24 protein-coding genes are annotated in these 23,812 nt (G+C 61.8%); 9 read left to right on the top strand and 15 right to left on the bottom strand.

Annotated features, from left to right (window positions below; genetic code table 11):
• Positions 1 to 34: 34 nt before the first annotated feature.
• Positions 35 to 574 (top strand): hypothetical protein, encoded by a 540-nt coding sequence (locus tag M728_RS05325; protein ID WP_026619368.1) that lies wholly within the window; start codon positions 35 to 37, stop codon positions 572 to 574.
• 69 nt (positions 575 to 643) lie between these two features.
• Here the strand turns inward: M728_RS05325 and prfB are convergent.
• From prfB to M728_RS05310, 3 genes are all read right to left on the bottom strand, one after another.
• Positions 644 to 1,775, bottom strand: a protein-coding gene (prfB, locus tag M728_RS05320) for a peptide chain release factor 2 (protein WP_156943349.1) whose coding sequence is annotated in 2 segments (ribosomal slippage) — positions 644 to 1,705 and positions 1,707 to 1,775 — 1,131 coding nt in all. Because the reading frame shifts where the segments join, the coding sequence is not laid out codon by codon here.
• A 95-nt stretch (positions 1,776 to 1,870) separates the two neighbouring features.
• Complete coding sequence (locus M728_RS05315) at positions 1,871 to 4,327, bottom strand: penicillin-binding protein 1A (RefSeq protein ID WP_026619366.1); 2,457 nt, start codon at positions 4,325 to 4,327, stop codon at positions 1,871 to 1,873.
• A gap of 354 nt (positions 4,328 to 4,681) precedes the next feature.
• Positions 4,682 to 5,872, bottom strand: a complete 1,191-nt coding sequence (locus M728_RS05310) for an N-acetylmuramoyl-L-alanine amidase (protein ID WP_051440825.1) — start codon at positions 5,870 to 5,872, stop codon at positions 4,682 to 4,684.
• An 800-nt stretch (positions 5,873 to 6,672) separates the two neighbouring features.
• On the opposite strand from M728_RS05310, the gene M728_RS05305 reads away from it, so the two are divergent.
• Positions 6,673 to 9,453, top strand: a complete 2,781-nt coding sequence (locus tag M728_RS05305) for a ribonuclease E/G (protein WP_026619364.1) — start codon at positions 6,673 to 6,675, stop codon at positions 9,451 to 9,453.
• A gap of 288 nt (positions 9,454 to 9,741) precedes the next feature.
• Here the strand turns inward: M728_RS05305 and M728_RS05300 are convergent, their stop codons facing one another.
• Positions 9,742 to 10,899: a pyridoxal phosphate-dependent aminotransferase gene (locus tag M728_RS05300; RefSeq protein WP_026619363.1), complete on the bottom strand. Its 1,158-nt coding sequence runs from the start codon at positions 10,897 to 10,899 to the stop codon at positions 9,742 to 9,744.
• Positions 10,900 to 11,132: 233 nt separating this feature from the next.
• Here M728_RS05300 and M728_RS05295 point away from each other — a divergent pair, with 233 nt between their 5' ends.
• The 5 genes from M728_RS05295 to aat all read left to right on the top strand — a co-directional run bounded on the left by M728_RS05295 (position 11,133) and on the right by aat (position 14,978).
• A complete protein-coding gene (locus M728_RS05295) occupies positions 11,133 to 11,900 on the top strand; it encodes a DsbA family protein (RefSeq protein ID WP_026619362.1) in 768 nt (255 codons plus the stop codon).
• A 156-nt stretch (positions 11,901 to 12,056) separates the two neighbouring features.
• Positions 12,057 to 12,503 (top strand): type II 3-dehydroquinate dehydratase, encoded by a 447-nt coding sequence (gene aroQ, locus M728_RS05290; protein WP_026619361.1) that lies wholly within the window; start codon positions 12,057 to 12,059, stop codon positions 12,501 to 12,503.
• A 23-nt stretch (positions 12,504 to 12,526) separates the two neighbouring features.
• Positions 12,527 to 13,000 carry an acetyl-CoA carboxylase biotin carboxyl carrier protein gene (gene accB, locus M728_RS05285; RefSeq protein WP_026619360.1) on the top strand — a complete coding sequence of 158 codons (474 nt, stop codon included), beginning with the start codon at positions 12,527 to 12,529 and terminating at the stop codon, positions 12,998 to 13,000.
• A gap of 10 nt (positions 13,001 to 13,010) precedes the next feature.
• Positions 13,011 to 14,354, top strand: a complete 1,344-nt coding sequence (accC, locus tag M728_RS05280; protein WP_026619359.1) for an acetyl-CoA carboxylase biotin carboxylase subunit — start codon at positions 13,011 to 13,013, stop codon at positions 14,352 to 14,354.
• A 9-nt stretch (positions 14,355 to 14,363) separates the two neighbouring features.
• A complete protein-coding gene (gene aat / locus M728_RS05275; RefSeq protein WP_026619358.1) occupies positions 14,364 to 14,978 on the top strand; it encodes a leucyl/phenylalanyl-tRNA--protein transferase in 615 nt (204 codons plus the stop codon).
• 120 nt (positions 14,979 to 15,098) lie between these two features.
• On the opposite strand, the gene M728_RS05270 is transcribed toward aat, so the two are convergent.
• From M728_RS05270 to gatB, 5 genes are all read right to left on the bottom strand, one after another.
• On the bottom strand, positions 15,099 to 15,551 hold the full coding sequence (locus tag M728_RS05270) for a DUF2155 domain-containing protein (protein WP_026619357.1): 453 nt from the start codon (positions 15,549 to 15,551) through the stop codon (positions 15,099 to 15,101).
• 136 nt (positions 15,552 to 15,687) lie between these two features.
• Positions 15,688 to 16,086, bottom strand: coding sequence for an NADH:ubiquinone oxidoreductase subunit NDUFA12 (locus tag M728_RS05265; RefSeq protein WP_026619356.1), 399 nt, complete (start codon positions 16,084 to 16,086; stop codon positions 15,688 to 15,690).
• A gap of 97 nt (positions 16,087 to 16,183) precedes the next feature.
• Positions 16,184 to 16,648, bottom strand: a complete 465-nt coding sequence (locus M728_RS05260; protein ID WP_026619355.1) for a GNAT family N-acetyltransferase — start codon at positions 16,646 to 16,648, stop codon at positions 16,184 to 16,186.
• A gap of 86 nt (positions 16,649 to 16,734) precedes the next feature.
• Complete coding sequence (locus tag M728_RS05255; protein WP_026619354.1) at positions 16,735 to 17,232, bottom strand: GNAT family N-acetyltransferase; 498 nt, start codon at positions 17,230 to 17,232, stop codon at positions 16,735 to 16,737.
• 2 nt (positions 17,233 to 17,234) lie between these two features.
• Positions 17,235 to 18,737, bottom strand: coding sequence for an Asp-tRNA(Asn)/Glu-tRNA(Gln) amidotransferase subunit GatB (gene gatB / locus M728_RS05250; RefSeq protein WP_026619353.1), 1,503 nt, complete (start codon positions 18,735 to 18,737; stop codon positions 17,235 to 17,237).
• A 338-nt stretch (positions 18,738 to 19,075) separates the two neighbouring features.
• On the opposite strand from gatB, the gene M728_RS05245 reads away from it, so the two are divergent.
• Positions 19,076 to 19,330, top strand: coding sequence for a YjhX family toxin (locus M728_RS05245; protein ID WP_026612473.1), 255 nt, complete (start codon positions 19,076 to 19,078; stop codon positions 19,328 to 19,330).
• An 82-nt stretch (positions 19,331 to 19,412) separates the two neighbouring features.
• On the opposite strand, the gene M728_RS05240 is transcribed toward M728_RS05245, so the two are convergent.
• The 4 genes from M728_RS05240 to M728_RS05225 all read right to left on the bottom strand — a co-directional run bounded on the left by M728_RS05240 (position 19,413) and on the right by M728_RS05225 (position 22,630).
• On the bottom strand, positions 19,413 to 19,913 hold the full coding sequence (locus M728_RS05240) for a GNAT family N-acetyltransferase (protein WP_026619352.1): 501 nt from the start codon (positions 19,911 to 19,913) through the stop codon (positions 19,413 to 19,415).
• Between the two features lie 85 nt (positions 19,914 to 19,998).
• Entirely contained in the window at positions 19,999 to 21,480 is a 1,482-nt protein-coding gene (gene gatA / locus M728_RS05235; protein WP_026619351.1) for an Asp-tRNA(Asn)/Glu-tRNA(Gln) amidotransferase subunit GatA, read from the bottom strand.
• A 51-nt stretch (positions 21,481 to 21,531) separates the two neighbouring features.
• Complete coding sequence (gene gatC / locus M728_RS05230; protein ID WP_026619350.1) at positions 21,532 to 21,819, bottom strand: Asp-tRNA(Asn)/Glu-tRNA(Gln) amidotransferase subunit GatC; 288 nt, start codon at positions 21,817 to 21,819, stop codon at positions 21,532 to 21,534.
• Positions 21,820 to 21,925: 106 nt separating this feature from the next.
• A complete protein-coding gene (locus tag M728_RS05225) occupies positions 21,926 to 22,630 on the bottom strand; it encodes a metal-dependent hydrolase (protein ID WP_026619349.1) in 705 nt (234 codons plus the stop codon).
• A 120-nt stretch (positions 22,631 to 22,750) separates the two neighbouring features.
• Between M728_RS05225 and ruvX the strand changes: the two genes are divergently transcribed.
• Entirely contained in the window at positions 22,751 to 23,239 is a 489-nt protein-coding gene (ruvX, locus tag M728_RS05220; RefSeq protein WP_026619348.1) for a Holliday junction resolvase RuvX, read from the top strand.
• Here ruvX and M728_RS05215 read toward each other — a convergent pair.
• Complete coding sequence (locus tag M728_RS05215; protein ID WP_026619347.1) at positions 23,182 to 23,520, bottom strand: DUF6105 family protein; 339 nt, start codon at positions 23,518 to 23,520, stop codon at positions 23,182 to 23,184. The two genes, ruvX and M728_RS05215, sit on opposite strands and share 58 nt — an antisense overlap.
• The gene (locus M728_RS05210) at positions 23,517 to 23,672 is read right to left on the bottom strand and encodes a hypothetical protein (RefSeq protein WP_156943348.1); all 156 of its coding nucleotides are present in this window, start codon (positions 23,670 to 23,672) and stop codon (positions 23,517 to 23,519) included. Before M728_RS05210 ends, M728_RS05215 begins: the two co-directional genes overlap by 4 nt.
• Positions 23,673 to 23,812 lie beyond the last annotated feature (140 nt).

Raw genomic sequence — 23,812 nt, 5'->3', positions numbered from 1 at the left:
CGTTCAGGCGTGCCGCCATTGAGGATTGTCGACAATGTACAAGGCACTGCTCATAGCGCTTTGCCTCGCCCTACCCGAGAGCGCGCTTTATGCCCAGGAAAGTGACATCCTACCGTCGAACGTCATTTTCGTAACCAGCACAGGCTACTGGGAGGAAAGCGGAGGCGCGCTGCTGCCGGGCGACAAGGCCGGCCAGGATGGGGCCGGCCAGGATGGGGCGGGACAGGACGGGGCCGGGCCGGATGGCGCGACGCCGGCAGCCGAGGACCGACGCGGCTATTACAAACTGATCGCCGTTCGCCAGGCGGACGGCACTGCACGGGTTCACCTGCAGCAGATCGCCGCGACGCCGAGCGGCCCCGAAGTGATTTCATCCGCGGAACTTGAAGAATTCTCCGCCTTGAAAGCTTATGTCACCGACATTCGTCCCGAGACCTCGACCGGCATCACGCCGCAGCCGGGCATGTTCGCGACGGTCTATCTGAAGACCGATCCGGCCGCGACGGAACCGGAATCCTGGACGGTGCTGATCGACGATCTCGGCGACATCAAGATCGAACGCGCGACGAACTGAAATCGTCAAAAGCAGAACGGCCGGGCGTGAGGCCCGGCCGTTCTGCTACATCTCTCGTGCTGAGTGATCTCAGCTCACGTCCTCGACGACCGCATCCGCCCCACCGCTGACGCGATGCGCAAGGGCTGCCTCCATGAACTCGTTCAGTTCGCCATCGAGCACGTCACCCGGGCTCGTGCTTTCGACGCCCGTCCTCAAGTCCTTCACCAACTGATAGGGCTGCAGGACATAGGAGCGTATCTGGTGGCCCCAGCCGATATCGGTCTTCGACGCCGCTTCAGCGTTGGCCGCCTCCTCACGCTTCTTGAGCTCGGCTTCGTAGAGGCGGGCGCGCAGCATGTCCCAAGCCTTGGCGCGGTTCTTGTGCTGTGAGCGTTCCTGCTGGCACTGCACGACGATGCCGCTCGGCATATGCGTGATGCGCACGGCGGAATCGGTCGTGTTGACGTGCTGACCGCCGGCGCCCGACGAACGATAGGTGTCGATGCGGCAGTCGCTCTCGTTGACGTCGATCTGGATCGACTCGTCCACCACGGGATAGACCCAGATGGACGAAAACGACGTGTGACGACGGGCATTGCTGTCGTACGGCGAGATGCGGACCAGCCGGTGCACGCCGGATTCCGTCTTCAGCCAACCATAGGCATTGTGGCCCTTGACGAGGAGCGTGGCGGATTTGATGCCCGCCTCTTCTCCGTCCTGGATTTCCAGAAGCTCGACCTTGTAGCCCTGGCGCTCGGCCCAGCGGGTATACATGCGAAGCAGCATGTTCGCCCAATCCTGGCTTTCGGTGCCGCCGGCGCCCGAATGGACTTCGAGATAGGTGTCGTTCTGGTCGGCCTCGCCGGATAGCATGGCCTCGACCTGCTTCTTCGCGGCCTCGTTGCGCAATTGCCGGAGCGCTTCCTCGGCCTCGGCGACGATTGCCGAATCGCCCTCCTCTTCGCCAAGCTCGATCAGCTCGATATTGTCGTTGAGCTGCTGTTCGAACCGGCGCAGGCTGGTGATGCTGTCGTCGAGCTGCTGGCGCTCGCGCATCAGTTTTTGAGCCTCGGCGGCATCATTCCAGAGTGACGGGTCTTCCGCCTTGTTGTTCAACCAGTCCAGTCGTCTTACCGCCTGATCCCAGTCAAAGATGCCTCCTCAGCAGGCTTATGGCCTGCTTGATTTCGTCGACGATATTCTCGATTTCGCTGCGCATGATCCTGCTTCTTGAGTGACTTGACGAACGTGACGGTCAAATAGCGATGCCCGCCGCCGATGTAAAGGCGACGGGCATCAGCTTGAAGGGAAGGGTCAGAACAGGCCGTTCGAGCCGGAGGTCACCGCCTGGTTGGCCTGCGGAGAATTCTTCAGGATCTCCTCGGGCGGTACGTACTGGTCGAGGCCGCCGATGACCGAGAAGGTGTCCGCAGGGCCCGTGCCTGGCTTGAAAGCCTCGATGATCGTGTCCGGCTCGCCCTCGACCGCGGCCATGCCGGTCTTGCGGTTCACCGGGATGAGGCTCATGCCTTCCGGAACCACGAACTTGCCCGGACGGGTGCCTTTGACGGCCTCCTGCATGAAGGCGTTGAAAATCGGCGCCGACAGGCTGCCGCCGGTGGCGCCGCGGCCAAGTGGCTTTGGATCGTCGAAACCGAGATAAAGCCCGGCGACGAGGTCCGGGGTGTAGCCCACGAACCATGCGTCCTTCTCGTCATTGGTGGTACCGGTCTTGCCGGCGACCGGGCGGTCGAGCTGGATCTTGCCTGCTGCCGTGCCGCGCGTGATCACACCCTCCATCATCGAGGTGATCTGAAAGGAGGTCATCGGGTCGAGGACCTGCTCGCGGTTGTCGGTCAGCACGGGCTCTTCCTGATCGCCCCAGTCATCGGCATTGCAGTTGTCGCAGGTGCGGTCCTCGTGGCGGAAGATGGTCTTGCCGTAGCGGTCCTGGATGCGGTCGATGAGCGACGGCTTGATCTGCTTGCCGCCATTGGCAATGACGGCATAGGCCGAGACCATGCGCAGGACGGTCGTCTCGCCCGAGCCGAGCGACATGGAAAGAAGCGGCGCCATCTTGTCGTAGATGCCGAAGCGCTCGGCATATTCGGCGACGAGGTTCATGCCCATGTCGTTGGCAAGCCGCACCGTCATCAGGTTGCGCGACTTTTCGATGCCGAGACGCAGTGTCGACGGACCGGCAGAACCGCCGCCGTAGTTTTCCGGCCGCCAGACCTGACCGCCGGCGACGATCTCGATCGGCGCATCGAGAATGACGGAAGCGGGCGTGTAGCCGTTGTCGAGGGCGGCGGCGTAGACGAAGGGCTTGAAAGAGGAGCCCGGCTGGCGCATCGCCTGCGTCGCGCGGTTGAACTCCGACTGCCCATAGGAGAAGCCGCCGACCATCGCCAGCACGCGGCCTGTATGCGGGTCCATCGCCACCAGACCACCCTGGACTTTCGGCGGCTGGCGAAGACGATACTCGCCCGGCTGATCCTTAAGCGGCTCGACATAGACGACGTCGCCGGGCCCGAAGACGCCCTCCGGCGACTTGGCGGTCTTGCGCTCGCCGCCCGCAAAGCGGTAGGCCCACTGCATGTTCTTGGCGGCGATATGTCCCGTCACGCGTCCAGGCACGATCTTGCCGGAGGCTTCCTTCTCCGGCTGAAGGCCGATCTCAGCGCCTTCGCTGTCCACCGCAAGAACGACGGCGAGCTTCCATTCCGGCACATCGCTGAACGCAGGAATCTTGCTCAGCGGCTCGCCCCAATCGCCGCCGATCTCGATCGTCTTGATAGGACCGTGAAAGCCGCGGCGCTCGTCATAGGTCAGGAGTCCCTCCTGCAGCGCCTTGCGCGCGATGATCTGCAGATGCGGATCAAGCGACGTGCGCACAGAAAGCCCGCCCTCATAGAGCGCCTCCTCGCCGTATTTCTGGATGATCTGGCGACGCACCTCCTCGGCGAAAAAATCGGACGCGAAGAGATGGGCTCCGCCACGGCGCGGATTCACGCCGAGCGGCTGCTTCTTTGCCTCTTCACCGTCGGCCTTGGAGACGTAGCCGTTCTCGACCATCCGGTCGATCACCCAGTTGCGGCGCTCGATCGCGGCTTCTGTCTTGCGGAAAGGATGATAGTTCGCCGGCCCCTTGGGCAAGGCCGCCAGGTAGGCGGTTTCGGCAACCGTCAGTTCCGTCACCGATTTGTCGAAATAGGTCAGCGCCGCGCCGGCGATTCCGTAGGAATTCAGCCCGAAGAAGATCTCGTTCAGATAGAGCTCGAGAATGCGGTCTTTGCTGTAGGCCTGCTCAATGCGGAAGGAGAGGATCGCCTCCTTGATCTTGCGGTCGAGCGTCTGGTCGGCGGTAAGCAGAAAGTTCTTCGCGACCTGCTGGGTGATCGTCGACGCCCCGACCGGGCGCCGGCCGGAACCGAAGTTCTGGAGGTTGACGGCGATGGCGCGGGCGAGGCCCGTCACATCGATGCCGGGATGCAGATAGAAATTCTTGTCCTCTGCGGAAATGAAGGCCGCCTTGACGCGGTCCGGTATGGCCTGAATCGGCAGATAGAGCCGGCGTTCGCGCGCATATTCGGCCATCAACGCGCCGTTGCCCGCATGGAATCGGGTCGTGACCGGCGGCGAATAATTGGCCAGCACCTCATAATCGGGCAGGTCCTTGGTGATGGCGCCAAGATAGATCGCCACGGCTGCGGCGACGCCAAGCAGCAGAAACGCACCTATGCCGAAGAAATATCCAATCAGTCTGATCATCAGTCAGATACCGGTACCTTACTATCGTCCCATTGCCAGGTCGCCGAATGCCCGAGGGCAGCGTTCGTCGTGAACGAAATCGACCTCGCCAAACCTTTCCATCAGAAATCGTCTGGTATTACAGCTACACACGTTTGAAGCTTCCTCATATGGCGAGGAAACTCCAGCATCAACATGATTCCCAACAAATCGAGACGCCCCTCCCCTTAAGGGGCGCGGATTGTGAGCAAAATAGGGCTGATGTCCGATTATCCAGTGCGCATCTTGGCGAAAAGCATATCGCTGTTACCCATGCGACACAAATCACTTCCCGTAAGAAAGACACGCGAAAAGTGTTTCAAGTGTCATGCGCGATCAACCGCCGTTTGCAACCGCTGTCTGCCGGTAGCGTTCGACGGCGATCGCAAGCAGGCCGGACACCTTCTTGCGCCATTCCGGGTCGAGCAGCTGTTTCTCGTCATCCTTGTTCGAGAGGAACCCGAGCTCGAGCAGGATCGAGGGCACGTCCGGCGCCTGCAGGACACGGAACCCGGCGTGACGGTGAGGATTATTGATCAGCCGGATCTGACCCTCGAACGAGGAAACGACGCTCCGCGCCAGATTTACGGAGAAGGCCTGGGTCTCGCGCCGCGCGAGATCGATGAGGATGTCGGCGACCTCCGCCGGCTCGCTTTCGAGCGGTATGCCGGCGATCTCGTCGGAGAGATTTTCGCGCGCGGCAAGATCGGCGGCAAGGCTGTCGGACGCGTTATCCGAAATCGTGTAAACCGTGGCGCCGCGAATATCCTTCTGCTTCAGCGTATCGGCGTGGACGGAAATGAAGAGGTTGGCGCTTCTTTGCCTTGCAATCTGCACGCGCTGAGGCAGCGAGAGGAACTCGTCGCGATCCCGCGTGAGGAAGGCCTCGATGCCGGGCTCGCGATTGAGCATTGCCACGAGGTCCTTCGCGAATGCGAGGGTCACGTGTTTTTCCTCGGTCTTGGTGACGCTGCCGATCGCGCCGGTGTCGATGCCGCCATGGCCGGCGTCAACGGCGATCACGAACGCCCCGGCGGTCTTCGGCGGTGTGATGGCGGGGCGGTCCGTCTTGACGGCACGCACCGTGCCCGTCCATTGCTGATCGCCCAGAAGCTTTTCGAAACGCGCCCGGTCGACTCTTTCTGCGTCGAGCACGAGGCGGAAGCCCTTGCCATCTTCTTCCGGCTTCACCTCCGCGTGGGTTACCTCCGTCGGCCCCTTGGCGGAAAGTACTATCCGCGACGCCCCTGCCCCCATGCCGCCGTAACGGATGGCATCAAAAAGCCCTCTCGCCTCAAGGCTTTCCGGTTTCAGTCCGAAGGACGTTTCCGGCAAGTCGACGATGACGCGGACCGGATTGGCAACATAGTGAACGGAGAAGTCCGGCTTGCGGTCGAATTCTATCACGATCCGCGTGCGGGCGTCGTCGCCGGCGATGCGCGCGCCATAGGCAAGCAGCGGGGCCGGTTCGGCAGCGCGCAGGCCGGCCGCAGGCGCGACAATGGCGACCGCCAGTGCAATCGGCATCGCGCATGCCGCCCGGCGCCATGCCCGGATCTTATGCAAGGAACACAGCCCAATTACCGAAGGCTTCACCCAGGACTCCTCATCAATGCTCTCCAGGATACCGGCGGAAACTGTGCCGGGCCGGTCGTCGTTCCCACCAGTGAACCGTCATGGTTAACCAAAGCTTGACACGGCTTGATGACGACGGCGAATCGACATGATTCGACGCGCCAAATTTACCGTGGCGGTCCGATTTCACCCGCGCAAGCGAATCGATCAATATTGTGGCGGTGCGGGCTTTTCCCTTGCCAATGTGACATAGAAAACATAAAAGCGTCACAAGGAGAAAGTGTTGACGGGATAGAATCGTCGGCCGGGCAGCCGGAGCTTTAGAGAAGCTTGGCGCCAGGGAAGTGATCGGGCCGGAACAGCCGGCTGTAACCGTATCATGCTTCCGCGGCCGCAGGCATTCATCCGCCGTCGCCGCATTTTCTCCCGCGTACACTGGATCGCAATTTCCGGCGGTGGCCGGAGTTCTTGATGGTGATTTTCACCGGATGCCCGCAAGCGGGCGTATTCATCGGGCCCCGTCGGGGCCCAGGACATTGGCATTCTTGTTTGGTCTTTGATGTGACTCAGCAGTATTGGTCAGAAGTAGAGAGGCCCCGGAACAGTACCGTTCCGGCTGCCGTCTGGCTGCTGCACCATCGCTCGCGCCAAACAGGACCTATTACATCCGGCGCAGCTTCCGACGTGTTCGACAGCCTTCCAGACGAAGGCACTCCGTCTGCCGTCCCACTGCGCCGAGGAGCACAGCTTAGATGGCAGAGAAAATGCTTATCGATGCGTCTCACTCAGAGGAGACGCGCGTCGTTGTCGTTCGCGGGAACCGCATAGAAGAGTTCGATTTCGAATCAGAACATAAGAAGCAGATCCGCGGCAATATTTACCTAGCCAAGGTGACCAGAGTGGAGCCGTCGCTCCAGGCCGCCTTTGTCGACTACGGCGGCAATCGCCACGGCTTCCTGGCCTTTGCCGAAATCCACCCTGATTATTACCAGATCCCCCTCGCCGATCGTCAGGCGCTATTGAAGGCGGAGGCCGAGGAGGCCCGCCGCGAAGACGAGATCGAGCCCGTCGAAGCCGCAAACGAGCCACAGCCCGCCGCCGAGGCGGAAGCTGAAACCGTGCCGGAGGCTGAGGCTGTCGGGGTGGTTGAGCCGGCGGAAGAACCCGCCGAAGCCGAGGCAGCCGCCGAAAAGCCGAAGGCCAAAGCAAAGCCGAAGCGCACCCGCCGCACGAAAGCAAAGGCGAGCGAGGAGACCGTGGAGGCGGAAGCGAACCCCGAGGAAGCCGGTGAGGTCAGCGGCGGCGAAATGGCCGCCATGGTCGATACCGATTCGGTTTCCGAGGACATCGACACGCGCCGCCGTCGGGACGACGACGATGATGACGACGACGACAGCCACGACGGCGAGAAGGAGATCATCGAATCCGTCGGCGCCGAAGACGCGATGGAAGAGGTTCCGGACCGCCAGATCCGCAAGCCGCGCAAGCAGTACCGCATTCAGGAGGTGATCAAGCGCCGGCAGATCCTCCTCGTCCAGGTCGCGAAGGAAGAACGCGGCAACAAGGGAGCGGCACTGACCACCTATCTCTCGCTTGCCGGCCGTTATTCCGTCCTGATGCCGAACACGGCGCGCGGCGGCGGCATCTCCCGCAAGATCACCAACCTGCAGGACCGCAAGCGGCTGAAGGAAATTGCCCGCAGCCTCGACGTGCCGCAGGGCATGGGCGTGATCCTACGCACCGCCGGCGCCAACCGCACCAAGGTCGAAGTCAAGCGCGACTTCGAATACCTCATGCGCCTGTGGGAGAATGTCCGCACGCTGACGCTCAATTCGACGGCGCCCTGCCTCGTCTATGAGGAAGGCAGCCTGATCAAGCGCTCGATCCGCGATCTCTACAACAAGGACATCAGCGAAATCATCGTTTCGGGCGAGGAAGGCTACAAGGAAGCCAAGAGCTTCATGAAGATGCTGATGCCGAGCCACGCGAAGGTCGTGCAGCCCTATCGCGACGTCCATCCGATCTTCTCGCGCTCCGGCATCGAGGCGCAGCTCGATCGCATGCTACAGCCGCAGGTGACGCTGAAGTCGGGCGGCTACATCATCATCAACCAGACCGAAGCGCTGGTCTCGATCGACGTGAACTCCGGCCGCTCGACACGCGAGCATTCGATCGAGGACACGGCGCTGCAGACGAATCTCGAGGCAGCCGAAGAAGTCGCGCGGCAGTTGCGCCTGCGCGACCTTGCCGGCCTCATCGTCATCGACTTCATCGATATGGAGGAGAAGCGGAACAACCGCGCGGTCGAGAAGAAGCTCAAGGATTGCCTGAAAAACGATCGTGCCCGCATCCAGGTTGGCCGCATCTCGCATTTCGGTCTGCTTGAAATGTCGCGCCAGCGCATCCGCGCCTCGGTGCTCGAAAGCACGATGCAGACCTGCCCGCACTGCAACGGTACGGGCCATGTCCGCTCGCAATCCTCCGTCGCGCTGCATGTCCTGCGCGGCATCGAGGAATATCTGCTCAAGAACACGACGCACAATATCAGCGTAAGGACGGTTCCCGAGATCGCGCTTTATCTGCTCAATCAGAAGCGCAGCACGATCACGGATTACGAGCAGCGCTTCGGCGTGTCGATCACCATAGATGCCGATGCGCATGTGGGCGCGCAGCACTTCGCGATCGACCGCGGCGAACCGGTGGAAAATCCGGTGAGAATCGACCAAATCCTGCACTTCGTCGAGCCGGAACCGGAAGACGAAGAGATCGTGATCGAGGACGAACTCGACGAGGAGGAGGCGGAAGAGATCGCCGCCGAACGCCCCGAGCAGCAGAAGGCGCAATCCGACGAGCAAGGCGGCCGCAAACGCAAGCGCCGTCGCCGCCGCCGCGGCAAGGGCGCAGGCCAGGCACCGGAAGCGGTCGCCGCCGAAGCCGGTGAACCCGACGACGATGCGAGTGAGGAACTCGCGGAGGCAGAGGACGAAAGCGAAGCCCAGGAGGGTGCTGCTGAGGGTGATGGCGAGCAGAAGCGCAAGCGTCGCCGCCGCGGCAAGCGCGGTGGCCGGCGCAACCGGCCGGAGCTTGGTGAAACCGAGAGCGAGGGCGGCCTTGCGGCAGAGGCCGCTGACGACGCGGCTGAAGAAGCTGAGAACGCCGCAGCCGCAGCCGCCGAAGAGCCTTTCGATGCCGTAGCGGTTGCTGTAGAGGCGCCGGAGGAGGCAAAGCCGGCGAAACCGAAGCGTAGCCGCAAGAAGGCCGCTAAAGCCGAAGAGGCCGCGGAGAATGTCGACGCCGCAGCAGAGGAGGCGGTGAAAGGCCAGCCGGAAGTCACTGACGCTGCGGCTGCGGCCGTCGAAGAGACGGTCGAGGAAGCTGTGGAGGATCTGGAAGGCGCAAAGCCTGCACGGGCGAACCGGGATCTCTCGGCGATCGCCTCAGAACCGGTCGTTACGTCGAGCAAATCCGACAGCGAGGAAGAGCCGGCCAAACCGAAAAAAGGCGGCTGGTGGCAGCGCCGCGGCTTCTTCTGAGACAAGCGACAAGTTGCGTGAAAGAGCCCGGAGCGATCCGGGCTTTTTTCATGGCTGCCGACGACGTGCTTGCGCGCCGGCCGCCAACTGCATGTTTTCTTAATCCTACCCGATATAAGGACAAAAACATGCAGCAATTCAAAGTGCTACAGCGCCCTTTGTTCGTCCGAAAAGACGCACGGCGCAGTAAGGCGCGTCGCGCTCAATCGAATTCGTGCGACGTGCTTCAGGTCTTTGTTTTGTGCATGTCGTCGCCCCAAACCGCTGCACACTTTTGGGCGACATGCATTATGCCAGCCAGCGTGCAATGCGCTCCATCGCCTCCGCCATCTCGGCGGTCGACCCCGCATAGGAAAAGCGCATTGTGCGATGCCCTTCGACCGGATCGAAGTCGAAGCCGGGTGTCGCGGCGACGTTGATTTCGGCAAGCATGCGCCGAGCAAAGGCCATGCTGTCATTCGTGAAGCGGCTCACATCCACATAGGCATAGAAGGCGCCGTCCATCGGAGATGCAATCGAAAGGCCTATGCGCGGCAGCCGTTCGAGCAGAAGCTCACGGTTCGCGGCATAAGCCTGCTTATAGCCGTCGAGTTCCTCATGGGCGCCGAGTGCCGCTTCCGCGGCAATCTGGGAGATTTCCGGTGGCGAGATGTAGAGACTCTGCGCGATGCGCTCGAACGCGCGAACCTGCGCCTCCGGAAGCACCATCCACCCGATGCGCCAACCGGTCATGCAATAATATTTCGAGAAGGAGTTGATGACGATCGCGTCGTCGGCAACCTCCAGCGCGGTGGTCTCCTCGCCGGCAAAGGTCAGGCCGTGGTAGATCTCGTCGGAAATGAAGGCGATCGACTGCGCGCGACAATAGTCGGCCAATGCTTTCAGCCGTGCCTTGCCCGTAACCGTTCCGGTAGGGTTGGCCGGACTTGCGAGAAGGATGCCCTTGAGCGGCTTGCCGGCACGCGCCGCGGCGCGTTCAAGATTGTCCGGTGTCAAGGTGAAGCCGGTCTCGGCATTTGCTTCGATCTCGATCACGTCGAGGCCGAGCGCCGTCATAATGTTCCGATAGGCCGGATATCCCGGCCGCGCGATGGCGACGCAATCGCCCGGATCGAAGAGGGCGAGAAAAGCGAGGTTGAAGCCCGCCGACGATCCGGTCGTTATCGCGATCCGCTGCGGGTCGACCGTGATGCCATGCCGGCTGCGGTAGTGAGCGGCAATCGCCCGCTTCAAGGACAGCGTGCCGAGGGCATCCGTATAGCCTAGGCGTCCGTGCTCGAGCGCACGCCTCGCCGCCTCAAGTGCCGCCTTTGGAGCCGGGTGCGACGGCTGACCGACCGCCATCGAAATGACCGGGTGCCCAGCGTCGCGCCGCCGGGTGGCCTCGGCCAACACATCCATGGCGTGGAATGGCTCCACAGCGCTGCGTTTCGACATCTCTACCAATGGCGAGGTCCTCGCGAGTTCGTTGACACCAGACCCTTTGCCCGATCGCTTCCCGCTTCACAAGTATGCGACCGCCGCAATTCGGCCGATTTTGCCGTTTCGTTTCGCGCCGGCGCGCCCTATGCTCGCAGCAAATCAGCGCAGGGTTACGGGTCGTTGTCTTTCAAACAGGCGCATCGACGCGGCAGTGCGAAAATCGACGACGAATAAGACGGAAAGACAACGAGGAAAGAATGACGCTCAAGATGAAGATGGCCGCCGCAGGAGCGCTGATCGCAATTGCTGCCGGAGTCGCCCTGCCCCAGTCCGCGGCCGCACTCGATGCGAAGCAAAAGGAAGAGTTCGGCGCCTTCATCAAGGAATACCTGCTCGCCAATCCCGAAATCATGCTGGAAGTCCAGGAAGCGCTTTCCACCAAACAGCGCGCCAAACAGCAGGAAGCCGCCCAGGCGGCGATCGCCAACAATAAAGAGGCGATCTTCAACTCCTCCTATGACGTGGCGCTCGGCAATCCTGAGGGCGACGTCACCATCGTCGAATTCTTCGACTACAATTGCGGCTACTGCAAACGGGCGCTCTCCGATATGGATGAGATCCTCGCCAAGGACAAGAACGTCCGTTTCGTGCTAAAAGAGCTCCCGATCCTCGGTCCCGATTCGCTTGCCGCCCACAAGGTCAGCGCCGCGTTCCGCGCGATTGCTCCGGAAAAATACGGCGATTTCCATCGCGCCCTGCTCGGCGGCGAGGAGCGCGCAACGGAGGAGACTGCAATTGCCGTGGCCGCCAAACTCGGCGTAACGGAAGAACAATTGCGCGAGAAGATGGAAGACGCGTCCTATGACGCGGCTGTGCGCGAGGCCTATACGCTCGCCAACGATCTCGGCATCACAGGAACTCCCTCCTATGTCGTCGGCAACGAGGCTGTGTTCGGCGCCGTCGGCGTCACCGAGATCGCAACGAAGGTGAGCAACATGCGCGAGTGCGGGAAGACGATCTGCTGACGCCCTCACGAGAGACCTTCGCACCAAGGTGTCCTAAGGGGCGCCTTCCCCGAAACCTCTGCGGCTTGTGGACAAATCCCGGGAAAAACCGGGGGGCTTTCCCTCACGAAACCATCAGTCTATAGGTAACCCTCCATTATCGGACCGGAATCCCTTATGTCCTCGACGATTTTCGTGCTGAACGGCCCAAACCTGAATGCCCTCGGCAAGCGTGAGCCGGGCATCTATGGCGGCCAGACGCTGGCCGACATCGAGGCCATGTGCAAAGCGGAGGGAAAGCAGTTGGGCTTCGATGTCGATTTCCGGCAATCGAACCATGAAGGCACACTGGTCGACTGGCTGCACGAGGCCGGCGAGAAGGCCGCAGGCATCGCTATCAATCCGGCGGCTTACGGGCATACGTCGATCGCCATGCACGACGCGATCCGTGCGATCGCCGTTCCCGTGGTGGAACTGCATCTTTCCAACATTCATGCGCGCGAGGAATTTCGGCACAAGTCGATGATCGCGCCGGCCGTCAAGGGCGTCATCTGCGGTTTCGGCGCGCAGAGTTACATTCTGGCGCTGCATGCGCTAAAGAACCTGACGGAAAAGTCCAAATAAGAAGAACACGAGGCTCATATCCCATGGCTGACAAGAAACCGGGTATCGATCAGGCGCTGATCCGCGATCTCGCCAATATCCTGAACGATACCGACCTGACCGAGATTGAGGTGGAACAGGACGATCTGCGCATCCGCGTTTCGCGGAATGGCACACCTGTTGCGATGTCCATGCCGGCGATGCCCGCCTACCAGGCGCCGGCCGCTGTCGCGGCGCAGCCTGCGCCTGCCGCCCCGGCAGCTGTCCAAGGCGGCCATAACGCCAAGAACGCCGTCACGGCCCCGATGGTCGGCACGGCCTATCTCGCGCCTGCTCCGGGCGCTCGTCCCTTCATCGAGGTCGGCGCAACGGTCAAGGAAGGCCAGACGATCCTGATCATCGAAGCGATGAAGACGATGAACCAGATTCCGGCGCCCCGTGCCGGCAAGGTGACCGAAATTCTCGTGCAGGACGCGGCCCCGGTCGAATATGGCGAACCCCTGATCGTGATCGAATAAGGCATTGGCGATGATCTCGAAAATCCTCATTGCCAATCGCGGCGAGATCGCTCTGCGGGTGCTGCGCGCCTGCAAGGAGCTTGGTATCGCGACCGTTGCCGTCCACTCGACGGCCGATAGCGACGCCATGCATGTGCGGCTCGCGGACGAGAGCGTCTGCATCGGGCCGCCGCCCTCGCGCGAAAGCTACCTGAACATCCATCAGATCGTTGCCGCCTGCGAGATCACCGGCGCGGACGCGGTGCATCCAGGCTACGGCTTCCTCTCGGAGAACGCCAAGTTCGCCGACATCCTCGATGCGCATGGTATCACCTTCATCGGCCCGACCGCCGAGCATATCCGCCTCATGGGCGACAAGATCACCGCCAAGAAGACGGCGGAAGAGCTCGGCATTCCGGTCGTTCCCGGTTCCGACGGCGAAGTGAAGCCCGAGAACGCTCTTAGGGTAGCGCGCGAGATCGGCTTTCCGGTCCTGATCAAGGCGACGGCGGGCGGCGGCGGCCGCGGCATGAAGGTTGCAAGGACCGAAGCTGATCTCGAGCACGCCGTCGCCACGGCGCGCTCCGAAGCGGCTGCGGCCTTCGGCAACGACGCGGTCTATATGGAGAAATTCCTCGGCAAGCCGCGCCACATCGAAATTCAGATCGTCGGTGATGGCGAAGGCAACGCCATCCATCTCGGCGAACGCGACTGCTCGCTGCAGCGCCGCCACCAGAAGGTCTGGGAAGAGGCAAACTCCCCGGCCCTCAACGTCGAGCAGCGCATGAAGATCGGCCAGATCTGCGCCGACGCGATGAAGAAACTGAAATATCGCGGCGCCGGCACGATCGAGTTCCTCTATGAAAACGGTGAGTTCTACTTCATCGAGATGAACACCCGCCTGCAGGTGGAACATCCGATCACTGAAGCGATCACCGGCATCGACCTCGTGCATGAGCAGATTCGCGTCGCCTCCGGAGCCGGCCTCTCGGTCACACAGGAAGACGTCGTCTTTTCCGGTCACGCCATCGAATGCCGCATCAATGCGGAGGATCCGCGTACATTCGTCCCCTCCCCGGGCACGATCACGCATTTCCATGCGCCGGGCGGGCTCGGCGTGCGCGTCGACAGCGGCGCCTACCAGGGCTACCGCATCCCGCCCTATTACGACAGCCTGATCGGAAAACTGATCGTTCACGGGCGGACGCGCGTGGAATGCATGATGCGTCTGCGCCGTGTCCTGGACGAGTTCGTCATCGATGGCATCAAGACGACCTTGCCGCTTTTCCAGGACCTGATAAACAATCAGGATATCGCCAACGGCGACTACGACATCCATTGGCTGGAGCATCATCTGGCCGCAACGTCCGCCTAGGGTACGAGATTGAAAGGACCGCGCAGCAAACACCCGGAAATCACGCCGGACATGTTGTTGCGCGCCTATTCCATCGGCCTGTTTCCGATGGCCGACTCGGCCGACGACCCGGAACTCTTCTGGGTCGAGCCGGAGATCCGCGGCGTCATTCCGCTGGATCGCTTTCATGTCTCGCGCCGCCTCGCCAAGACAATTCGCAAACGCCCCTTCGACATTCGCTACGACACCGCCTTCGAAGCGGTGATCGAGGGATGCGCGCGGCCGGCACCCGATAGGCCGACCACCTGGATCAACGAGAAGATCCGAACGCTTTACACGGCGTTGCACCGCATGGGCTACGCTCATAGCGTGGAGGCATGGGAAGGAAGCACGCTCGTCGGCGGCCTCTACGGCGTCTCGCTCGGCGCAGCCTTCTTCGGCGAGAGCATGTTCTCGTTGCGCACCGACGCCTCCAAGATCTGTCTCGTCCATCTGGTCGAGCGGTTGAAAGCAAGGGGCTTCCAGCTCCTCGACACGCAATTTACGACCGAGCACCTGAAGTCGTTCGGCGCGATCGACGTGTCGAAGGCGGAATATGACGTGCTGCTTGCGCGAGCAATCGCTTCGCCGAATCTCGATTTTTAGCGCGGGATGAGGAAAAGTGTGCGCGGTTTTCCGCCCGCATCCCGCGCTAACTTATCAGGTCGATCCGCGAGCTGCAGTGACGTTTGTGCAGCCGAAAAGACGCGCGGCGCCTTAATCGGATTATTGCTTCGCAGCGGTATCCGGCGGCGGCACATCGGAGTTCGTCTTGCAGGACTCCAGCCAAACGTCATAGACGGGATGCTCGACGGCGTTGAGGCCGGGACTGTCGGCGAACATCCAGCCGGTAAAGATGCGGCGGATCTTGCGGTCGAGGGTGATCTCGTCAACTTCCACGAACGTGGTCGTCTTCGGCGCCTCGGTCTCGTCGCGGCTGTAGCAGACACGCGGCGTCACCTGCAGAGCCCCGAACTGCACGGTCTCGCCGATATAGACGTCGAAGCTGGTGATGCGGCCGGTGATCTTGTCGATTCCGGAGAAGACCGCAACGGCGTTCGAAAGGCGGGTGGCCTGTGCCGGCTCGACGGTGGAGATCAGCGGTAGGGTGAGGAGAAGGGCAGCAACCGCATTCCGCGTCATCCGGCCTATCGAATTCCTCAGACAGAAACCTGCCATTACCACCAATCCCTGCGTGTTGCTATTTTTCCGGATAGGCTTCACGCGCTAAACCCGAAATGTGGCTGCGGCGTGATCGACCCCACAAGTAGAGATGTCAGTATGGGCGCGAACGAGCCGCCTTCCTCATCCCGCCTCAGGAGCGCGGCGTCCAGGCGTCGTAATCGCCGGTCACGCGCGGGCGCAGGCCAGCGCTGGCAAGCGAGCCCTTCGGGCGATAGGCGTTGGGCGTACCGGTCGGGTTCGGGCGATGCGGCTCCTGCCACTCGCGCGCAGTATATTTTTCGTCGGCCGGGGAAATGTCCGTGCGGTGATGCATCCAGCCGTGCCAGCCCGGCGGGATCGCCGACGCCTCGGCAGGGCCGTTGTAGATCACCCAACGGCGCGTCCGGCCCTCCGAGTCCTGGCCGCCCTGGTAATAAACGTTGCCGAACTCGTCTTCGCCGACGCGCTGGCCGTTGCGCCAGGTGTGAAAGCGCGTACCGATCGTCTGTCCGTTCCACCAGGTGAAAATCTGCAGCAGGAGCTTCTTCATAGGCTTCGTCCCTTACCGGCCGTCGGAGGCAGCCGGGTTTCAACATGTCGCTCCCGCTTATGCCGCGCCGCTTCCGCCGTGTCCAGTGATTCCGCCGTCATTTCACTTGCATCTTGAAGCCGAAATGGCTGCGCTCGAAACCGAGGCGTTCGTAGAAGCGATGCGCATCGATTCGAGCGATGTTCGAGGTAAGCCGCACCTTTGCCGCGCCCTTCTCACGTGCTTCGGCGATCGCGTGGCGAACCATGCGCTCGCCGATGCCGCGGCCGCGCATGTCCTCACGCGTCTGCACGGCTTCAATGATCAGGCTTGAGCTGCCGCGCGCGGGCAGCGAGGTGGAGACCGCCGTCTGGAAGGTGCCGACGACTTCCCCGTTAAGGCATGCAACGTAAAGCGCCTGGTGCGCTGAAGCCTCGATCTTCTCGAAGGCCGAGACGTAATCGTCGAAGGCTGCCGCATCTGTCGTATCACCGTGCCCGCCGAGGCGATCATTCGCAAACAGGGCGACGATCGCCGGCAAATCCCCGCGACTGGCCTTACGGATTTCGAGATCTGCCGTCATTTCGCACCCCGTGACGAATACGCAATTTCTGCTGCATCAACCATCGGACCGCGACGGGACCATGACAATGCCGCGGATTGGCGGTGTCAGTGGAGACGCTTCTCGAGAACGAGTGCGGGTATGCCGGATTGGTCGTCGCCGCAATTGGCGGTGCGCGCAACCTCCTCAAACCCGTGTGCGCGGTAAAAGGCGAGCGCGTGGAGGTTCTGCGGCTCGACTTCGAGCCGCATGCGCTCCGCGTCCGGGAAGCAGCTTTCGAGCTCGACGAACATGTCGCGCCCGATCCCGTGACGCTGATATTTCGGCAGCACGTACAGCTGATGGAGGACGACGGTCTTTTCGAGCTTGTCCGACATGGCCGCGTAGGCCATGCCGGCTATCTCGCGGCCATTGTCCGCAACGACGAATTCCGAGTTCTTGCGCTGCAGCCGGGCGCGCAAGGCATCGACGGAATGCCACTTCGCGGTCAGCTCGTTCACCTTGTCGGCACCATAGAAGGTATCGTAGGTCGCGTGCCACGCCTCGGCCAACAGGGCGCTGACCTTCTCAAGGTCGCGCTCGCTTGCCGTCCGGACGAAGAACATCGTCACTCTTCGATGCCGAGCTTGGATTTGACGAGAGCCTGGACGGCCTGCGGGTTCGCCTTACCGCCGGTCGCTTTCATCACCTGCCCGACGAACCAGCCGGCCAGCGACGGCTTGGCCTTCGCCTTTTCCACCTGATCGGGGTTGGCGGCGATGATTTCGTCGACCGCCTTCTCGATCGCACCGGTGTCGGTGACCTGCTTCATGCCGCGGCTCTCGACGATTTCCGCCGGATCGCCGCCCTCGTTCCAAAGGATTTCGAAGAGGTCCTTGGCGATCTTGCCGGAGATGGTACCATCCTTGATGAGATCGATGATGCCGCCAAGCTGAGCCGGAGAGACCGGGGTCTCCTCAATGGTCTTGCCGGCCTTGTTCAAGGCGCCGAGCAGGTCGTTGATCACCCAGTTGGCAGCCGTCTTGCCGTCGCGCCCCGCCGCCACCGCCTCGAAATAGTCGGCGATCGCCTTTTCCGAAACGAGAACGGAGGCATCATAAACGGACAGCCCGAGATCGCGGACGAAGCGTTCCTTTTTATCGTCCGGCAATTCCGGCAGATCCGCCTTCAATGCTTCCACGAAAGCGTCGTCGAATTCGAGCGGCAGGAGATCCGGATCGGGGAAGTAGCGGTAGTCGTGTGCTTCCTCCTTCGAACGCATGGAGCGCGTCTCGCCCTTGTTCGGGTCGAAGAGGCGGGTCTCCTGGTCGATCACGCCGCCGTCCTCCAGAATGCCGATCTGGCGACGGGCTTCGTATTCGATCGCCTGGCCGACGAAGCGGATCGAGTTGACGTTCTTGATCTCGCAGCGCGTGCCGAACGGCTCGCCCGGACGGCGCACCGAGACGTTGACGTCGGCGCGCATCGAGCCTTCGTCCATGTTGCCGTCGCAGGTGCCGAGATAGCGCAGGATGGAGCGCAGCTTGGTGAGGTAGGCCTTGGCTTCGTCCGAGGAGCGCAGGTCCGGCTTGGACACGATCTCCATCAGCGCCACGCCCGAGCGGTTGAGATCGACGAAGGACATGGAGGGATGCTGGTCGTGCATCGACTTGCCGGCATCCTGCTCCAGATGCAGGCGCTCGATGCCGATCTCGACATCCTCGAACTGGCCCTGGCGATCCGGACCGATCGAAATAGTGATCGTGCCCTCGCCTACGATCGGGTTCTTGTACTGCGAGATTTGGTAGCCCTGCGGCAGGTCCGGGTAGAAATAGTTCTTCCGGTCGAAGATCGAGCGTTTGTTGATCCTGGCCTTGAGGCCGAGACCAGTGCGCACAGCCTGCTTGACGCATTCCTCATTGATGACCGGCAGCATCCCAGGCATCGCCGCATCGACCAGCGAGACATTGGCGTTCGGCTCGTTGCCGAACTCGGTCGACGCCCCGGAGAACAGCTTCGAATTGCTCAGCACCTGGGCATGGACCTCCATGCCGATGATGACCTCCCAATCGCCGGTGGCGCCGGGAATGAAGCGTTTCGGGTCGGGGGTGCGGACGTCGACGATGCTCATCTCGTGCTCTTCTTTGAAGCCTAATTTCGTGGTTTTCTCGGTAGAGCAATTGGTTCTGCGGTGCAAGGCTTGTGAAGGGGCCGGGGTCGTACCCTGTCCGAGTTGCAGCCGCAAATCCCCCTCGCCTTTGCAACCTTGACGTTTGCCCAATGATTTCCTAGAAAACACGATATCCGTTAGGAGTTTTTATGTTCCTTCAGCTTGAGTCCCGGTAAGGCCCCTGCCCGCATTCTCCCAGAATTGCGAGCACGGGCCGGAAACGTGAACCCCGCTCTTCTCCTCGAAGAACGGAACGTTTTCCCGCGTTCTGACGAACGCCATTCCGGAACACTCAACCAATGGATATTTCGCGCGCCGAACAGCGCATTCTCCATCATTTGGCCCAGGGCGGCCGTATCGAAATCAGCCGAGACGGCAAGGCGATTGCCGAAATCCGCTGTTTCACACGGGACGGCTGGGTCTATCCCGGCATCGATCTGGAGCTCTTCCGCAAACTGAAGCGCAAGCGGGCTATCAGGTCGTCGGGCGGCAAACCTTACCGGATCACGGAGCGCGGCCTCTATCTGGTCCGCTCGGAGCTCGACAACCGCTAAACGGCGAGCGAGCCAATGCTCGGTACCGGAGATGTGAAATATCTCCGGTACCCTCATTACGCGAAGCAACTTCTACGCGGGGCTAAAGCTCGTCCGCCGCCTTATCGAGCGCGAGCCGCTTGGCAAGACCAATGAATTCGACGTCGCGATCAAGCTTCTGCGAATAGGCGGTCGAGAGCCAGCTCACCTGATAGCCGACACGCTGGAAGAAGGCGACCGCGGACACGTTCTGCGCATGCGTTTTCGCATTCGCGACATCAAAGCCGTCGGTCGCTATTCGTCTCTCGACTTCCGCAAGCAATGCTGCGCCGAAGCCTCTACCCTGCGCCACGGGGTCGATCCACAAGTCTGAGATCGTGTCGTCGAGACCCTCGCGGGCCGCCCAGCCGCAGATTCGGCCGTCGTCTTCGATCAACAGGACCGAAAGCCAGTGCCCTATGAGGAAATCGCCGAAGGCGCGCCCGGCGGGCCCGCGCATGCTTCCGACGTCACCGATGCCGGCGATCGCCTTCTCCCATGCCCTAAGCCCTATCTCGACAAGCAGACCGACCTCGTTTTGACGAGCGTGGCGAATGACGACCATGAAGCGGAACCCCCTCTCCGCTTCACTACAGCATTTATCCTACTTCTTGACCACAGGTCGAATGCCGCTGGCTGAGGGCGCCGCCTCACCACCACCTGGAGGGCGTGAAGCGGCCGGCCGCCTGCTCGATGACATAGGCCGTCTTGAACAGAGTTTCCTCGTCGAACGGCTTGCCTATGAGCTGCAGACCGAGCGGCAGCCCCTTGTGGTCGAGCCCGCCGGGAACCGCGATACCCGGAAGTCCGGCCATGTTCACCGTCACGGTGAAGATATCGTTCAGGTACATCTTCACCGGGTCGGAAGCGAGGTCCTCATCGGCGATACCGAAGGCCGACGACGGCGTTGCCGGGGTCAGGATCGCATCGACACCCGCCTGGAAAGCGAGCTCGAAGTCGCGCTTGATCAGCGTGCGAACCTTCTGGGCGCGCAGGTAGTAGGCATCGTAATAGCCGGCGGAAAGCACATAGGTGCCGATCATGATGCGGCGCTTGACCTCCTGGCCGAAGCCGGCGGAGCGCGTCTTCTCATACATGTCGATGATGTCCTTGCCATCGACGCGAAGACCATAACGAACGCCGTCATAGCGCGCGAGATTGGAAGATGCTTCGGCGGGTGCCACGATGTAATAGGCCGGCAGCGCGTATTTCGTGTGCGGCAGCGAGATGTCGACGATTTCCGCGCCGGCCTCCTTGAGCCACGCAACGCCCTGCTGCCAGAGCGCTTCGATCTCCTCCGGCATGCCGTCGACGCGGTACTCCTTCGGAATGCCGATCCTCATGCCCTTGATCGACTGACCGACTGCCGCTTCGTAATCCGGTACCGGCAGGTCGACGGAGGTCGTGTCCTTGGGGTCGATGCTCGCCATCGACTTCAGGAGGATCGCCGCGTCGCGAACGTCACGCGCGATCGGCCCGGCCTGGTCGAGCGAAGAGGCGAAGGCGACGATGCCCCAGCGCGAGCAGCGGCCATAGGTCGGCTTGATGCCGACGGTGCCGGTGAAGGCTGCGGGCTGGCGGATCGAGCCGCCGGTGTCGGTGGCCGTGGCGCCGGCGCAGAGATGAGCCGCGACCGCGGCCGCAGAGCCGCCGGAAGAGCCGCCTGGCACGAGGTCGAGGTTCGAGCCCTTGGCGCGCCACGGGTTCTTGACCGGACCGTAGTAGGACGTCTCGTTGGAGGAGCCCATGGCGAACTCGTCCATGTTGAGCTTGCCGAGTATGACGGCACCGTCATTCCAGAGGTTCTGGGTGACGGTCGACTCATAGCGCGGCTTGAAGCCGTCGAGAATGTGGCTGCAAGCCTGCGTATGGATGCCTTCCGTTCCGAAGAGATCCTTGATGCCGAGCGGAATGCCCTCGAGCGGACCGGCATTGCCGGCCGCGATGCGGGCATCGGAGGCCTTCGCCATCTCACGCGCCTTCTCGGGCGTGACAGCGACATAGGCATTGATCATCTCGTTGGCTGCCTCGATCGCGGAAAGATAGGCATCCGTCAGTTCAACCGCGGTAATTTCCTTGGCCGCAAGCTTCGTGCGGGCTTCGGCGATCGTGAGGCTCGTGAGGTCGGTCATGGTGCAATCGGACTTTCGCAATCAGGGCGTCGGGAACGGGAAGGCGACTTGTTACTCGACCACCTTCGGGACGAGGAAGAAGTTGCGGTCCGAATTCGGCGCGTTGGCGACGATGTCGGTTGCCTTGTCGCCGTCCGCGACAATGTCTTCCCGCTTCTTCATTCTCATCGGCGTCACCGACGTCATCGGTTCGACGCCGTCGACATTCACTTCGGAGAGTTGCTCGACGAAGCCCAAGATGCCGTTGAGCTCACCCATCATCCGCTCGGCCTCTTCTTCGCTGACAGCGATGCGGGCAAGACGCGCGACGCGCTTCACGGTGGCAAGGTCTACGGACATGGTCGTCTCCGGTATCTCAAAGTTTCCCCCGCTATAAAGACGAGTTGCACAACGTGCAACTCGCGAATATCGCCGACCCTCTTCTGCACGGGGCCGCCGCTCCAGCTTAGAGCGCGACGACGCCGCCGACTTCGGGCGTCGCGACCAGCGTCGAGGCGCCGTCCATGCCGACAACAAAGGTCCCCGGCGTCTGGTCGATGATCGGGAAGGATCCGTAGTGGCAAGGGATCGCGGTGTTGAATTTGAAATAACGCTGGCAGGCAAGAGCCGCCACGGCACCGCCCATGGTAAAGCGGTCGCCGATCGGCACAATGCCGATAACCGGCTCGTGCAGTTCCTGGACGAGCGCCATATCGGAGAAGATATCCGTATCGCCCATGTGATAGAGCGTGGGCTCGTCGTCGAAATGGAGGACGAGGCCGTTGGCGTTGCCCAGAGAGTGGGAAACGCCGTCTTCGGTGATCTGGGCCGATGAATGCAGCGCGTTGACGAAGGTGGCGGAGAAGCTGCCGAGTTGGATCGTTCCGCCCGTGTTGCCGGACTCCAGCTTGGACACGCCCTGCCGGCCGAGCCACATGCAGAGGTCGAAGTTGGCAAGCACCGTTGCACCCGTTTCCTTGGCGATCGCCACCGTGTCGCCGACGTGATCGCCGTGACCGTGCGTGAGAAGGATGTGCGTGAGCCCGGCGGCGGCTGCCTTGCGGTCGCTCTCCTGGAACGCCGGGTTGCCGGTAAAGAACGGGTCAATCAGGATTTTCGCCTTTGCGGTCTCGATATGGAAGGCGGAGTGGCCGAGCCATTTGATTTTCATGTCGCTCTCCTTCAAATCACGATCCGTCCGACAGAGCCGTAGCACAATCGTGATCGATTTATCTCTCGGACAAGCATATGGATCAGACCGGCAAAGTGGAAAGATCGAATCGGCAATCCTATGGCAATTCTCACCATCGAAGAACTCGCGGAGCGGCTGCCGCCCTACCAGGCGATCGCCGGGCTGGACCTCGGCACGAAAACGATCGGCCTCTCCGTTTCCGATCTCGGCCGGCGCTTCGCGACACCGCGAGACGTGATCCGGCGCGTCAAGTTCAGCATCGATGCCGAAGCGCTGTTGTCGGTCGCCGCAAAGGAGAAGATCGCGGCCTTCGTCATCGGCCTGCCCGTCAACATGGATGGGACCGAGGGTCCGCGCTGCCAGGCGACTCGGGCCTTCGTGCGGAATATGGGCGAGAAGACGGATATTCCCTTCGTGCTCTGGGACGAGCGGCTTTCGACGGTTGCGGCCGAGCGGGCCCTAATAGAGATGGATGTGTCGCGCAAGAAGCGGGCCGAGCGCATCGACTCGGCCGCCGCCTCCTTCATCCTTCAGGGAGCGCTCGACAGATTGGCCTCGCTCGCGAGGGACGGCACCTCCGATGATTGAGGCGCGCCGAAACGGCGCCGGCACCAGGCCGCGATCAGCCGCCAATTCCTAAGCGCGACGAGGCCGAAAACGATCAGTGTATCGACGACCATCGCCCGGGCGACGAGCGGCGGAATGGTCTCCGGCGGAATACCGAGGATATGCCCGTAAATGCGAAAGACGAGGTCATGCGCTTCGCGGGTCAGCATGAAGATGCCGAAGCTCATGTCATAATAGGAGAGCCCGTACCAACCGGTCAGCACCATCACCGGGCCACCCCAGAAAATCAGCAGCCACTTCATAGAGCCCCCCTCTCCGCACGGTGTCCGCGGACGAACGGATAGATTGCCCGGTCGAGCAGAGCGAAAGCGGTCAGCGCGACCGTCAGCGTCGCTATGTCGAGCGCCAGTCCGGCGAAAAACATCATCATGATGATCAGCAAACCAGCTTTCACCGAACCGCTCCGTTCCGGATTTCATTGATTGCACGGCCAGTATCTCCACCTCCAGGGCGCCGGCGCAACGTAAACCATTTGTTAAGGTTAACATTCACGGTCGGGAATCGGCTTGCCGCCCGCGGTCCATCGCTCTATGC

Origin of the sequence: Ensifer sp. WSM1721, assembly GCF_000513895.2 — a bacterium.
Classification (GTDB): Bacteria; Pseudomonadota; Alphaproteobacteria; order Rhizobiales; family Rhizobiaceae; genus Sinorhizobium.
This window is presented reverse-complemented; position numbering and strand designations above follow the sequence as displayed.